This window comes from Pelagibacterium sp. 26DY04, from assembly GCF_031202305.1.
Classification (GTDB): Bacteria; Pseudomonadota; Alphaproteobacteria; order Rhizobiales; family Devosiaceae; genus Pelagibacterium.
On record NZ_CP101731.1, the window covers coordinates 590,873 to 603,846 of the forward strand.

The 12,974-nt window shown below is 62.5% G+C and carries 12 protein-coding genes; 6 read left to right on the forward strand and 6 right to left on the reverse strand.

Features of this window, described 5'->3' with window-relative positions; genetic code table 11:
* Window positions 1–7 precede the first annotated feature (7 nt).
* Both recQ and NO932_RS02730 read right to left on the reverse strand, forming a co-directional pair.
* Window positions 8–1,834, reverse strand: a complete 1,827-nt coding sequence (gene recQ, locus NO932_RS02725; protein ID WP_309209493.1) for a DNA helicase RecQ — start codon at window positions 1,832–1,834, stop codon at window positions 8–10.
* 93 nt (window positions 1,835–1,927) lie between these two features.
* Window positions 1,928–2,386, reverse strand: coding sequence for a MarR family winged helix-turn-helix transcriptional regulator (locus NO932_RS02730; RefSeq protein ID WP_309209494.1), 459 nt, complete (start codon window positions 2,384–2,386; stop codon window positions 1,928–1,930).
* A gap of 363 nt (window positions 2,387–2,749) precedes the next feature.
* On the opposite strand from NO932_RS02730, the gene NO932_RS02735 reads away from it, so the two are divergent.
* Genes NO932_RS02735 through NO932_RS02745 form a run of 3 tightly spaced genes read left to right on the forward strand, consistent with a single transcriptional unit; the run spans window position 2,750 to window position 5,633 of the window.
* Complete coding sequence (locus NO932_RS02735; RefSeq protein WP_309209495.1) at window positions 2,750–3,238, forward strand: TRAP transporter small permease; 489 nt, start codon at window positions 2,750–2,752, stop codon at window positions 3,236–3,238.
* Entirely contained in the window at window positions 3,235–4,557 is a 1,323-nt protein-coding gene (locus NO932_RS02740; RefSeq protein WP_309209496.1) for a TRAP transporter large permease, read from the forward strand. The genes NO932_RS02735 and NO932_RS02740 overlap by 4 nt, the downstream gene beginning before the upstream one ends.
* Window positions 4,558–4,607: 50 nt before the next feature.
* Window positions 4,608–5,633 carry a TRAP transporter substrate-binding protein gene (locus NO932_RS02745; protein WP_309209497.1) on the forward strand — a complete coding sequence of 342 codons (1,026 nt, stop codon included), beginning with the start codon at window positions 4,608–4,610 and terminating at the stop codon, window positions 5,631–5,633.
* A 41-nt stretch (window positions 5,634–5,674) separates the two neighbouring features.
* On the opposite strand, the gene NO932_RS02750 is transcribed toward NO932_RS02745, so the two are convergent.
* The gene (locus NO932_RS02750) at window positions 5,675–7,351 is read right to left on the reverse strand and encodes a thiamine pyrophosphate-binding protein (protein ID WP_309162765.1); all 1,677 of its coding nucleotides are present in this window, start codon (window positions 7,349–7,351) and stop codon (window positions 5,675–5,677) included.
* Window positions 7,352–7,500: 149 nt separating this feature from the next.
* Here NO932_RS02750 and NO932_RS02755 point away from each other — a divergent pair, with 149 nt between their 5' ends.
* Window positions 7,501–8,295 carry an NAD(P)-dependent oxidoreductase gene (locus NO932_RS02755; protein WP_309162764.1) on the forward strand — a complete coding sequence of 265 codons (795 nt, stop codon included), beginning with the start codon at window positions 7,501–7,503 and terminating at the stop codon, window positions 8,293–8,295.
* Here the strand turns inward: NO932_RS02755 and NO932_RS02760 are convergent.
* From NO932_RS02760 to NO932_RS02770, 3 genes are read right to left on the reverse strand one after another with little or no spacing between them, the layout of a single operon-like run.
* On the reverse strand, window positions 8,292–9,152 hold the full coding sequence (locus tag NO932_RS02760) for an SMP-30/gluconolactonase/LRE family protein (RefSeq protein ID WP_309209498.1): 861 nt from the start codon (window positions 9,150–9,152) through the stop codon (window positions 8,292–8,294). The genes NO932_RS02755 and NO932_RS02760 overlap by 4 nt on opposite strands.
* Window positions 9,153–9,755: a 2-dehydro-3-deoxy-6-phosphogalactonate aldolase gene (locus NO932_RS02765; protein ID WP_309209499.1), complete on the reverse strand. Its 603-nt coding sequence runs from the start codon at window positions 9,753–9,755 to the stop codon at window positions 9,153–9,155.
* Window positions 9,752–10,693, reverse strand: a complete 942-nt coding sequence (locus tag NO932_RS02770) for a 2-dehydro-3-deoxygalactonokinase (RefSeq protein ID WP_309209500.1) — start codon at window positions 10,691–10,693, stop codon at window positions 9,752–9,754. Before NO932_RS02770 ends, NO932_RS02765 begins: the two co-directional genes overlap by 4 nt.
* Window positions 10,694–10,858: 165 nt before the next feature.
* Between NO932_RS02770 and NO932_RS02775 the strand changes: the two genes are divergently transcribed.
* Together NO932_RS02775 and chvE are read left to right on the forward strand one after the other, a co-directional pair.
* Entirely contained in the window at window positions 10,859–11,626 is a 768-nt protein-coding gene (locus NO932_RS02775; protein WP_309162760.1) for a FadR/GntR family transcriptional regulator, read from the forward strand.
* A gap of 279 nt (window positions 11,627–11,905) precedes the next feature.
* The gene (gene chvE, locus NO932_RS02780; RefSeq protein WP_309209501.1) at window positions 11,906–12,973 is read left to right on the forward strand and encodes a multiple monosaccharide ABC transporter substrate-binding protein; all 1,068 of its coding nucleotides are present in this window, start codon (window positions 11,906–11,908) and stop codon (window positions 12,971–12,973) included.
* Window position 12,974 lies beyond the last annotated feature (1 nt).

The window sequence follows — 12,974 nt, forward strand, 5'->3', positions numbered from 1 at the left end:
GCGCGGCTCACGCCTCAACGATCACCGCCAGGAACGCCGCTCCATACCGCTCGAGCTTGCTGTCGCCCACTCCCGGCAGAGCCCGCATCGCCTCCAGCGTCTCCGGCCGATGCACCGCCATGGCCCTTAGCGTTGTGTCCTGAAACACGACATAGGGCGGCACGCCCTGTGCGCTCGCGATCTCGCGGCGTTTTTTCCGCAGCCGCTCGAACACCGCCTCCGCTTCCCTCGATAGTCCTGCATCCCCCACCAATGCCCGATTGGTATCGCGCCGCTTGCGCTCGGGATCGCGCCGCAGCGTCACCGCCCGCTCCCCGCGAAACACCGCCCGCGCGCCCTGATCGAGATAGAGCGCCCCATGGGCCTCGTGGTTCACATGCACCAGCCCCATGGCCGTCAACTGCCGCACCACGGAGCGCCATGTCTTGACGGAAATGTCCTGCCCCACCCCGAACACCGGTAGATGCTGATGCGAGAACTTTTCGACTTTCTCGGTGGTTTTCCCCATCACCACGTCAATGACATGCGCCGCGCCGAACCGCTGCCCTGTGCGATAGATCGCCGACATCACCTTGTTGGCCGCTTCCGTCCCGTCCCAGGTATCCACCGGATTGAGACAGGTATCGCAGTTGCCGCAATTGCCCGGATGGCTTTCACCGAAATGCTTGAGCACCGCCTGGCGCCGGCACCCCGCCGTCTCGCAGACGCCGAGCAGGGCATTGAGCTTGGCGTTTTCCAGTCGCTTGACCTCCTCGGGCGCATTGCCTTCGGCAATCATCCGCCGCCTTTGGCTCACATCGGCCAGCCCGTAGCTCATCCAGGCTTCCGACGGCTGTCCGTCGCGCCCGGCACGCCCCGTCTCCTGATAATAGGTTTCGATCGATGCCGGCAGGTCCAGATGGGCGACATAGCGCACGTCCGGCTTGTCGATCCCCATGCCGAAGGCCACCGTCGCCACGAGGCACACCGCGTCTTCCTTCAAAAACGCATCCTGGTTTCGCGCCCGCACCCCCGCGTCGAGTCCCGCATGATAGGGCAGGGCCGGTATGCCCTTTTCATTGAGAAACTCGGCCACCGCCTCCACTTTGGCGCGCGACAGGCAATAGACGATGCCGCTCTCGCCCTTGTGCCGCGCGAGGAAATCGAGCAATTGTCCCCGCGCATTGGTGCGTTCGGTGATCGAATAGCCGATATTGGGCCGATCGAAGCTCGAAACGAAGGTTTGCGCCTCGTCCAGCCCCAGCCGCTCGATCAGATCGGCGCGTGTTGTGGGGTCCGCCGTCGCGGTCAGCGCCACCCGCGGCACATGCGGAAACAAGTCCTTGAGCTTGGCCAGTTCCCGATATTCGGGCCGGAAATCATGCCCCCATTGGCTTACGCAATGGGCCTCGTCGATGGCGAACAGCGCGATCGGAACACTGGCCAGAAGATCGAGGAATCCCGGCGCCGAAAACCGCTCCGGCGCCACATAGAGCAGATCGAGTTCCCCCTGGCGCAGCGCCGCCCGCACCTCACGCGCCTCGTCGCTAGAGAGTGAGGAATTGAGCGCCGCTGCCTTGACCCCGGCTTGTCGCAGCCCCTCCACCTGATCGCGCATCAGGGCGATCAACGGCGAGATGACGATGCCCACGCCCTGCCGCGCGATGGCCGGTATCTGATAGCAAAGCGATTTGCCCGCTCCGGTGGGAAACAACACCACCGCATCCCCACCACTCAGAACATGCTCGACAACCGCCTTTTGTTGCCCGCGAAAGTCTCTCAGCCCGAAGACCGAGCGAAGAATATCCAACCCATCGGCCGGCAAGGGGGCAGGGGCGGTGGCAAAAAGCGACATGAGATTTGGGGCCGGAGGAACAACGATTCGTTGCCCATTTGACCGGTATCGCCGGACTGATGCAACCCGCCCTAGCGGGTCGGGCATCGCCGCTTAACACAACCGATCGAGCATCCTCACAAAAGTATCTCGCGCCTCGGCGCCTCCCAACCGCTCCACGCAGTCAGCCTCGAACTCAGCCTGCACCGCCCGCGCCCGCTCCAGAAACCGCTCCCCTTCCTCGGTCAGATAGAGGGCGTTGGCCCGCCGGTCGCCGCGCGCCACTCGGCGCTCGGTCAATCCGCGGCTATCGAGCCCATTGATCAGAGCCACGAAATTGGCCCGCTTGATTCCCAGGATCTCCGCGATCTCGGTCTGCTTGCGCCCGGGATTGTCGGCGATCAGCGCCAGCACCGAATATTCCGCCGGCCGCAGGTTGAGCTGTTCGAAAGCGGCGATGAAACGCTGGAATACGCTGAGCTGCGCACGCCGCAGGCGATATCCGACGATCTCCGTCGTTGCTTCGGAGCGAAGCAGCGTATCCTCGGCGTCGGCAGTCACGGAAGCGGACATGGCAGGTTTCCTTTTGTTATGAAATAAAACTTATCCACATCTGGCCAAAAGGCAACGTGCCTATGGTCCAAAGTTGATAGCCGCCCGGACAGGGCTTGCGTGCCAACGTTATGCTCTATAACAGAATAGAGGGTAGCGATTTCTCGCATGGATCGTCGCGCCGAAGTGATCCGATAGCGCTCTCTAATGTTCGGATCGTCCAATTCTTTGTGCGCATAGTCTATTGTTGGGAAAAGGCGCGACGGGCAACGCTCATGCCCAGTGCGATAGGTGCGCGGCCATCTTTTGGCCTGCACAGGGAGGATATGTTTGTTCCAGGATCATTCGCTGCTTGGGCGAAGCGTGTACGGTTTGGCCAAGCTCATGGCTTGGCTCGGGGGCGCTGTGCTCATTGCCGTGGTGGCCATGGTCACCATCAGCATCATCGGCCGTGCCCTGATCTGGGCCGGCTTGCGCCCCATCTGGGGCGATTATGAATTGGCGTCCAACGGCGTCGCCCTTGCGGTTTTCGCCTTCCTGCCCTGGGCGCATCTCGAACGCGGCCACGCGGTCGTCACGCTCTTTACCGACCGGTTCGGGCAGAGGATCAATTCCTGGATATTGGTCATCACCGATCTGATGATGCTGGTCGCCGCCGCCTTCATCGCCTGGCGGCTGTGGTTCGGCGTACTCGACAAATTCGCCTATGGCGAAACCACTCTCCTGCTGCGCATTCCGCTGGGCTGGCCCTATGCGCTTGGCTTTGCCGGTGCCGCGCTGTTCGTCCTCGTCGCCATCTACGTTCTGGGCCGTTCCACCACCAATGCGCTCACCGGTCGTGTCGAACCCAAGCATGTGGGAGGCGAAATATGAGCAACGTCCTTTTAGGGCTCATTTCCTTCCCCTTGATGCTGGGGTTGATCTTTCTGCGTGTACCCATCGGCATCGCCATGCTCGGCGTGGGGGTTATCGGCTCGTTCCTGATCACCGGCAGCTTCAACCCCATTCTGGCCCAGTTCAAGAATCTCACCTATTCCACTTTCGCGTCCTCCTCGCTCTCGGTCGTGCCGCTGTTCCTGCTGATGGGCGCCTTTGCGGGGATTTCGGGCATGTCATCGCGTTTGTTCGAAGCGGCGGGGTCCTGGCTGGGGCATCGCAAAGGTGGCGTGGCGATGGCCGCCGTAGGGGCCAGCGCCGGCTTTGGCGCCATCTGCGGGTCCTCGCTCGCCACCGCCGCCACCATGGGGCAGGTCGCTCTGCCCGAGTTGCGCAAGCACGGCTATTCGGGCGGGCTCTCCACGGGCGCCATCGCGGCCGGCGGTACGTTGGGCATCCTCATTCCGCCGTCCGTCATCCTTGTGATCTTTGCCGTTCAAACTGAGCAGAACATCGCCAGCCTGTTCCTGGCCGCTTTTGTTCCCGGTATCCTCGCGGCCATCGGTTATCTGCTCGTCATCGCCATTTACGTGCGCATGGCTCCCGGCTCGGGCGGCCAGCTTGCGCGCGTGCCGTATCGCGACCGCTTTATCCAACTCGCCGGCATCTGGCCGGTGATTGCCGTTTTCGTCGCCGTGATCGGCGGTATCTATACCGGCATCTTCACCCCCACCGAAGCTGCGGCCATTGGCGCTGCGGGAACCGGACTCATTGCGCTGGCTACCCGCTCGATCACCCGCAAGGGTCTTTCCGAAGTCATCCTGTCGACCGCGTCTTCAACGGCGATGATCTTCTTCATCGTTCTGGGCGCCGCTGCGCTCAACGGCTTCCTCGCGCTTTCCCAACTCCCCCAGGCCACCGCCTCCTGGGTGTCCGGCCAGGGATTCAACCCTTGGCTGGTGCTGGCCATCGTGCTGCTGTTCTACCTCGTGCTGGGATGTGTCATGGATTCGCTGTCGATGATCCTTTTGACCGTCCCCATAGTCTATCCGATGATGATGGCGCTCGATTTCGGCCTCGCGCCCGATGATTTCGCCGTCTGGTTCGGCATTCTGGTCCTGATTGTCGTCGAGGTGGGGCTGATCACGCCACCGGTGGGCATGAACCTTTTTATCATCAACTCGATGGCGCGCGATGTGCGCATGTCCGAAACCTATCGGGGCGTTCTGCCCTTCGTCGCCAGCGATATCCTTCGCACCATAATTCTGGTGGTCTTCCCGCCGATCACGCTTGTTGCCGTGTGGTTGTTCGGCTGAAGCTCAGCAGTATCCGACGCGTTGCCGCGTCACCTCATAGGGAGAGAGAAATGAAACTGAAATCCATCCTGCTGGGCGCGGTCGCCGCGCTCTCGGTTGCCGGGGCGGGTGTTGCCCAGGAGGTCACCCTCCGGTTGCACCAGTTCCTGCCGGCCCAGGCTACAATTCCGGCCAGCGCCATCACGCCGTGGGCGGAAAAGGTCGAAGCTGAATCCGATGGCCGCATTGCCGTCGAGCTCTACCCCGCCATGCAATTGGGCGGCGCCCCCGACAGCCTGTTTGCCCAGGCCCAGGACGGCGTCGTCGATATCGTCTGGACGGTGCTCGGTTATACGCCGGGCCGCTTCCCCAAATCGGAAGTGTTCGAACTGCCCTTCCTCATCACCAATGGCGAGGATTCCTCGGCCGCCTTCTACAACTACGTCATGGAAAATTCCGCCGACGAGTTCGCCAGCGTCCATGTCATCGCGCTTCACACTCATGGTCCCGGCCTGTTCCATTCGCGCAATCCCATCACCGCGCTCGAGGACCTGCAGGGCATGAAGGTGCGCGGCGGCTCGCGCATCATCTCCAACATGCTCGCTCAGCTCGGCGCCGAACCGGTCGGCATGCCTGTTCCCGAAACCGCCGAGGCCCTCTCGCGCGGCGTCATCGATGCCACCACCTCCCCCTGGGAAGTGACGCCTTCGCTGCGCATCGCCGAACTGGTCACTAACCATATCGGTTTTTCCGGAGAACAGGGTCTTTATAGCCAGACCTTCGGGTTCGTGATGAACCGCGGCACCTATGAGAGCCTGCCTGAGGACCTCAAGGCCGTAATCGACGCCAATTCCGGTCTCGAAACCTCCCGCATGTTCGGCCGCGTCATGGATGAGGGCGATCTTGTGGGCCTCCAGATCGCCGAGGAGGCGGGCAACAACATCGTCACCCTCGACGAAACCGAAACCGCCCGCTGGAAGGAAGCGGCTCAGGCCACCATCGACCAGTGGTTTGCCGATATGGAAGCCATCGGTATTGACGGGCAGGCCCTCTACGCCTCGGCGCAGGAACACATGGCTGCCGCTTCGGCCGAATAAGCCGGCAACATTCCTTAAAAAAGGGGCGCCTGGGCGCCCCTTTATTTTTGCCCCGCCAGCGCCTTCTCCCGTATGGCGCTGAGCGTATTGTCGATCGTCAGTGCCTCGGGATCGACGATCACATGTAAAATCGCCGGCTTGCCCGATGCCCGTGCCCGCTCGAACGCGTCGGCGAAGTCCTCGGTCCGCTCCACCCGCTCCCCATGCCCGCCAAACGCTACGGCATATGCGGCAAAGTCGGGGTTCCTGAGCTCGGTTCCTACCACGCGGGCAGGGTAGTGCCGCTCCTGATGCATGCGGATCGTGCCATACATGGAGTTGTCGATAACGATCACGATGATCGGCAGCTCGTACTGCACCGCGGTCGCAAATTCCTGCCCGTTCATAAGGAAACATCCGTCTCCCGCAAAGGCCACCACAGGACGCTTGGGATCGATTCGCGCCGCGCCGACTGCCGCCGGCACACAATAGCCCATCGACCCCGAAGTGGGGGCAGCTTGCGTGCCATAGCGGGTGAAACGATAGAACCGGTGCAGCCACGTTGCGTAGTTGCCGGCGCCATTGGTCATCACGGTTTCGGGCGGCAGCGTGTCGCGCAGGAAGGTCATGACCTGTCCCATGTCGACGCCGTTGCTCTGCCGCGGCTTTGGCGTCGTCCAGGCCTCAAAGCTTTCTCGCAGGGGCCCTATGGTTCCGGCGCGGTCCACCCCGCGATCCACCCGCTCGGCCAGCGCGGCGACAAAGCTCTTCGGTGACGCCGCAATCCCGATCTCGGCGCGATAGACACTGCCGATTTCCTCCGGGTCTGGATGGACGTGGACAAACTTGGTTCCAGGCTCGGGAATATCGAACAGCGTATAGCTCTGGCTCGCGATCTCCGAGAGCCGTCCCCCCAGAAGAAGCACCAAATCGGCCGATTTCGCATAGGCGATCAGCGCTGGATTGGCTCCAAGCCCGAGATCGCCGATGAAATTTGGGTGGTTGGCATCGAACAGCATCTGCCGCCGGAATGAAACCGCCACCGGCAACCCCTGTTTGGCGGCAATCGCCTCGAACTGCCCCACCGCTTCGGCATCCCAGCGCGTGCCGCCCAAAATCGCCAGCGGACGCTCCGCCGCTTCGAGCGCGGCAACGACTGCCACGATGTCCTCTTCCCGCGGCCCTGCCTCGGCCACCCGATAGGGCAGGGCGTCCGCCACCTTGACCGTTTCGGTCAGCATGTCCTCGGGCAGTGCCACCACAACCGGCCCCGGCCGCCCGCTCGCGGCCACGCTGAAGGCGCGCGCCACCAGTTCAGGAATACGCGCCGGATCTTCGATCTCCACCACCCATTTGGCGATGGAGCCGAACACGGCGCGATAGTCGAGCTCCTGAAACGCTTCGCGCTCGCGCATGCCCCGCGCGACCTGTCCCACAAACAGCACCAGGGGCGTGGAATCCTGGCGAGCGATATGGATTGCCGGCGCGGCATTGGTCGCCCCCGGCCCGCGGGTTACAAAGCACACACCCGGCTTGCCGGTGAGCTTGCCCACCGCATCGGCCATCATCGCCGCGCCGCCCTCCTGCCGGCAGACCGTCACGGCAATGGGGGAATCGTAGAGCGCATCCAGGGCCGCCAGATAGGATTCTCCAGGCACGCAGAACACGGTTTCCACCCCGTGGATCTGCAATTGATCGATGAGAATCCGTCCCCCGTTTCGGGCCGCCAAAACCGTCATGCTGCTCCTCCGATTTTTTTGAGGCTGCAACCTGCCAGCGCGGCCCAGCCCTGTCCAGCAGTGCCTCGAAATCAAAGTGTGGTAGGATCGAAGCGGGAGACAACAGGCGCTACCGGTTGTGCGTGGTGCCGAAAAAGGAGGAATATGCCGTGAGACGGCTGCTGATCACTGGCGCCGCTGGAGGGCTGGGCAAAATCGCGCGCAAGCGGTTCATCCACCTCGCTTCGATCCTGCGTCTGGCCGACATCGCCGATCTGGGGCGGGCCGATAGCAACGAGGAATTGGTTCACTGCGACCTGGCTGATTTCAATGCCGTCCGCGACCTTGTCGATGGTTGCGACGGTATCCTGCACCTGGGCGGCATCGCCGCCGAGCAGAATTTTTCATCCATTCTTTCGGCCAATATCGTCGGCGTGCGCAACATCTACGAGGCCGCCCGGCTCCATGGCCGCCCCCGCATCTTCTATGCGAGTTCCAACCACGTCGTGGGCTTTTACCGCCAGGACGAGCATGTCGATACCAATTCCGCCCCGCGCCCGGATAGCCTTTATGGCGTTTCCAAATGCTTTGGCGAGGCGCTGGCGCGATTCTATTACGACAAGTTCGGCCAGGAGAGCGCTATCGTCCGCATCGGCTCGTGCTTTCCCGAACCAACGGACTACCGCATGCTGTCGACTTGGTTGAGCTATGATGATTTCGGGCGCCTTGTCGAGCGCGTCTTCGATGTGCCCTGGCTCGGCTGCCCCATCATCTGGGGTATTTCGGCCAATTCGCGGGCCTGGTGGTCCAATGAAACGGTGCGCTATCTCGGCTGGCAGCCCAAGGACAGTGCTGACGCCTATGAACAACGCGTCCGCGCCGCCGGCAAATGGCCGGCCGCCGACCATCCGCTGGCGACCCATCAGGGCGGCAACCACACCGCCGTACCGCTCTATCCCGATTAGATCAAAACCGCCGGTTCTGCCTTGCCTCGCCCCGCGTCCTCGAGGACGAACACCATTCCCGATTGCGGATGGGCGGCAAGAGCGTCCTCATCCATGCCCTCGCGCGCCGTCGTGCAATAGAGCGTCGAAAAATCGGGTCCACCAAAGGCCGGACAGGACGAATGGGGCGCTCCGATCTCGACTGCCTTGAGGAAGGCGCCGCGCGGATCGTAAACCGCCACGCGCCCCGCGCCCCATTGGGCACACCACATATTCCCATCGGCGTCGATCACCGCCCCATCCGGGTTGAGCCCTTCTCGCGCGAGGTCGAGAAAAACCTCGGGCTCTCCGACCGGTGCGCCGGTCTCCGCGTCCAGCCGCACCCGTTTGACGATGCCTCGGTCGGTATCGGCAAAATACCCATGGCTGCGGTCGGGCGAAAAGCAGATGGCATTGGGAATGGTGATCCCCGAAAAGAGCTTTGCGACCTTGCCGCGATAGAAGCGGTAGATCGCCCCGGCGTCGGTTTCGGCCTTCTTGCCCATGGACGAAATCCAGAACCCGCCCCAGGGATCGGCCCGCCCGTCATTGGTGCGCCGCCCCTCTCCGATGTCCAGTGCCGCAACGCCCTCATGCTCACCGGTTTCGATATCGAATTTGAGCAGCGCGCTCTCGCTGGCCACCAGCAGGTGGTCGCGGTCGATCCACCCGGCAGCCGAGACGATTTCGCTGAACGTCCATTCCCGCTCGCTCCCTGCTTGCCGTGTCAGCAGCTTGCGGTTGATTATATCGAACCAGAACAATTGCTCGCGCTCGGGGTGCCAAAGCGGCCCTTCGCCTAGAAAGCAGGGGCGGGCGTCGAAGACTTTCGCGTCCATTCACATCACCTCGTCATAAGCGGCAACGATGCGGCGGCAGCGTTCGCCCACCTCGCTTGCCGTAAATCCGGGTTTGTAGAGCGCGGTTCCAATCCCGAACCCGTCGGCTCCCGCATCTTTCCACGCTGCAAAATTGTCCGGCCCCGCGCCGCCCACCGCATAAACCGGGGCGCTGGCCGGCAGCACCGCCCTGAGCGCCGCGATCCCGCCCGGGCCCATCACCGATGCCGGGAAAATCTTCAGCCCATCCGCTCCCGCCTTGAGGGCAGCAAAGCATTCGGTCGCCGTAAAGACGCCGGGGAAGGACATGAGCCCCGCAGCCTTGCTCGCTTCGATCACCTGCGGATCGCAATTGGGCGAAACGATCAGCTTCCCGCCCGCATCGGCCACGGCGCGCACGTCGTCTGGCGTCAGCACCGTTCCGGCCCCGATCAACGCCCCTTTCCCGAACGCATCCGTCATCGCCGCGATGCTCTCGAGCGGCTGTGGTGAGTTGAGGGGCACTTCGATCGCGGTGATCCCCTCTGCGATCAACGCTTCGGTCACCGCCAGCGCCTCGTCTGGCGTGATCCCGCGCAAAATGGCAATCAACTTGCGTTTCATTTTTCTGTCTCCCCCAAGGCCCGCCGCGCTGCGCACAACCCGGCCAATGTCATGTCTTCGCCATCGAGCATTTCCGCCACTCCCCCTGCAACCGCCAGGCCTTGACTATAGAGCGCGGCAAGCTTGGGCGCGCCGATCAGCGACACTTTGGCCTGCCGCCAGAAATCGGCGGTCCCGGCCAGTTCCGAACCGATCAACAGCCCCGAAAGACGCGCCCGCGATGCCCCCGCCCCGGTGCCTTCCAATAGGCTGCGCGCCCGGATCGAGAACAATTGCGTGAGGATCGCGGGGTCCTCAAGCGCCGTTTCAACGCCAGATGCGAACTCCCCATCATCCCATTCATCCCCCGCCACGCTGTGCCGCAGCACCGACTGCTCGGCCAGCAACGCAAAGATCTCCCCGGTCATCGCGCCTCGAAACCGCTTGATCTCGCCGCCTTCCACCTCCGCCCATTTGCTGTGCGTCCCCGGCATGCAGATAATGCCGCGATCACCCTTGAGCGCCACATAGCCGGCTATCTGGGTTTCCTCTCCGCGCATCACGTCCGCCGGCCGGCGCTGGCATACGCCGGGAACGATCACCACCTCGATCCGCGGATCATTCGCCGGTGCCCGCGTCATCGTCGCCGCAATAGGTGTTGTCGGCACCTGTGCATAAGGCGCTTCGATCCACCCCTGCCGCGCTCCCACCATGCCGCAGGCGATGACGGGGATGCGGCGGTCTTTGCTCAGCCAATCGCCAACCGCTTCGATCAGCGCATCTTCGAACGCCTCGGGACGCAATTGCCCCATGCCCTTGCCGTTCGCCGTCCGCGCCAGCACCGCATCGTCCTGTCCCATGGCCCAGGCGCGCATATTGCTGGTGCCCCAGTCTACCGCGATCCACGCCGCGCTGATGCTGGTTTGTAAGGCTGCGCGCGTGGGTTCCGATAGTGTCATGGATTGATTCTTTTCTGAAAATGGCGGCAGATGAAACGGCGGTAGGCGGATTCGCCTGTCCTGCGACAAATTATCTTATTATATTTTTATTTTGACAATCTCTGGCCGTCTTTGTCATGCTCGATCTTTGCCGCTCGATTGGGCGGCCGAGGAAAGCAGACGGACATGACTAGGACAATAGACGATCGTGATGGAGCGGGAGCATCGGCAGGGCCGGCTCGCCGCAAGCCGCACAATTTCCACGCCCATGTCATGTACACGCTTGGCACGGCCATTGTCGGCGGTGTTTATCAAGAAGGTCAGATTCTCCCCGGTGATGCCGAGTTGATCGAGCAGTTCGGCGTGTCCCGCACCGTGCTGCGTGAGGCGCTCAAGACCCTCGCGGCCAAGGGACTGGTCGAAGCCAGGGCCCGCGTCGGCACCCGCGTTCTGCCGCGCGCCCGTTGGAACATGTTCGATTCCGACGTGCTGCTCTGGCACCTCGATTCTGGCATCAGCGTCGATTTCATCGCTTCGCTGGCCGAAGTGCGCATGGCCGTCGAACCCGATGCCGCTGCGCTTGCCGCATCGCGCCGCACCGAGGCGCAGGCGCAAGAGCTCACCGAATGGCTGGAGCGCATGGCCCGCAAGGGTCAGAGCGCCGAGGATTTCGCCCGCGCCGATGTGGGCTTCCATCGTGTGGTGGCTCAGGCCTCGGGCAATCCCTTCATGGTCTCGCTTTCAAGCGTCGTCGAGATTGCCCTGACGGCGTCCTTCACCATTTCCTCGCCCGTCGAAGGCGGCGCCGCTTTCGACAAGGCGGTTCGCCTGCACCGCAACATTGCCGAGGCCATCGTGGCCGGCGATGCCGAACTGGCCCGCGTCGCCATGCGCCAGGCCATCCAATCGGGCGTCGACAGGGCTACGACGGCGCTGGGAACCACCAAGGGTTGAAGTTGGTCTCTCCGAAATGACGGTGGTTGTCCGCGCAGCTTAGCCTACAACCCGAGCGTGTCCTTTCAGGACCTGTTCCCGAATCCAGCCGCCGCCCGGCATGAACGCAAACGTCATTTGAACACCCCCGCCACAACGCCTGTGAAAAACATGCGCTGCAGCAAAACCGCCCTTTACAAATAATCATACTATATGCAATCACTGTGCAGTGCCGGCGTCAACGTCGGCAAGGGAGGTCGCCATGCGAGCACGTCGTGGCGAATTGACAGGGAGAGATTCATGAAATCGATTTTGGCAGGGCTGGGCGCCCTGGTGATGACCACTGCGCTGTCGGCCGCGCCGTCTATGGCGCAGGAGGCCGGGTTCGTCGGCATTTCCATGCCAACTCAGTCCTCGGCCCGCTGGATTTCCGACGGCAATTCCATGGTCGAGCTGTTCCAGCAGGCCGGCTACCAGACCGATCTGCAATATGCCGAGGATGACATTCCCAACCAGCTCGCCCAGATCGAGAACATGATCGTGCGCGGCGTCGATGTGCTCGTCATCGCTTCCATCGACGGCACGACATTAACAACTGCGCTCGAAAACGCCGCCGCCAACGGCATCCACGTAATCGCCTATGACCGCCTGATCCGCGGTTCGGAAAATGTCGATTACTACGCCACCTTCGACAATTTCACCGTTGGCGTGCAGCAGGCCCAGAGCCTCGTTGACGGGCTCGAAGCCTCCGACTGGGAGCCGCCCTACAATATCGAGTTGTTCGGCGGTTCGCCCGACGACAACAACGCCTATTTCTTCTACGACGGCGCCATGAGCGTCCTCCAGCCGCTGATCGACGATGGCACCCTCGTCGTCAAATCCGGCCAGATGGGCATGGATACGGTCGGCACGCTGCGCTGGGACGGCTCGGTCGCCCAGGCCCGCATGGATAATCTTCTTTCGGCCCACTACACCGACGATCGGGTTCACGCGGTCCTCTCGCCCTATGACGGGCTCTCGATCGGCATCATCTCCTCGCTGCGTGGCGTCGGCTACGGTTCGGGCGATCTGCCCATGCCGATTATCTCCGGTCAGGACGCCGAACTGCCTTCGGTTGCCGGCATCATCGCCGGCGATCAGTATTCGACCATCTTCAAGGACACTCGCGAGCTTGCCCGCGTCACAGTCGGCATGGTCGAGGCGCTGATCAACGGCACCGAGCCGGAAATCAACGATACCGAAACCTATGACAATGGCGTCAAGGTCGTTCCCTCCTACCTGCTCGAGCCGGTGCTGGTTACCGCCGAGAACTGGGAAGAGGTTCTGATTGGTTCGGGCTACTACACCGAAGATCAGATCACCCAATAGG

Coding starts and splice junctions, on each gene's coding strand:
- NO932_RS02750 (WP_309162765.1), bottom strand. CDS start 7,351: ATGACGGTTTTGGCGGCCCGAAACGGGGGACGGATTCTCATCGATCAA.
- NO932_RS02760 (WP_309209498.1), bottom strand. CDS start 9,152: ATGGACGCGAAAGTCTTCGACGCCCGCCCCTGCTTTCTAGGCGAAGGG.
- NO932_RS02770 (WP_309209500.1), bottom strand. CDS start 10,693: ATGACACTATCGGAACCCACGCGCGCAGCCTTACAAACCAGCATCAGC.
- NO932_RS02735 (WP_309209495.1), top strand. CDS start 2,750: ATGGCTTGGCTCGGGGGCGCTGTGCTCATTGCCGTGGTGGCCATGGTC.
- NO932_RS02740 (WP_309209496.1), top strand. CDS start 3,235: ATGAGCAACGTCCTTTTAGGGCTCATTTCCTTCCCCTTGATGCTGGGG.
- NO932_RS02730 (WP_309209494.1), bottom strand. CDS start 2,386: ATGTCCGCTTCCGTGACTGCCGACGCCGAGGATACGCTGCTTCGCTCC.
- NO932_RS02745 (WP_309209497.1), top strand. CDS start 4,608: ATGAAACTGAAATCCATCCTGCTGGGCGCGGTCGCCGCGCTCTCGGTT.
- recQ (WP_309209493.1), bottom strand. CDS start 1,834: ATGTCGCTTTTTGCCACCGCCCCTGCCCCCTTGCCGGCCGATGGGTTG.
- NO932_RS02775 (WP_309162760.1), top strand. CDS start 10,859: ATGACTAGGACAATAGACGATCGTGATGGAGCGGGAGCATCGGCAGGG.
- NO932_RS02765 (WP_309209499.1), bottom strand. CDS start 9,755: ATGAAACGCAAGTTGATTGCCATTTTGCGCGGGATCACGCCAGACGAG.
- chvE (WP_309209501.1), top strand. CDS start 11,906: ATGAAATCGATTTTGGCAGGGCTGGGCGCCCTGGTGATGACCACTGCG.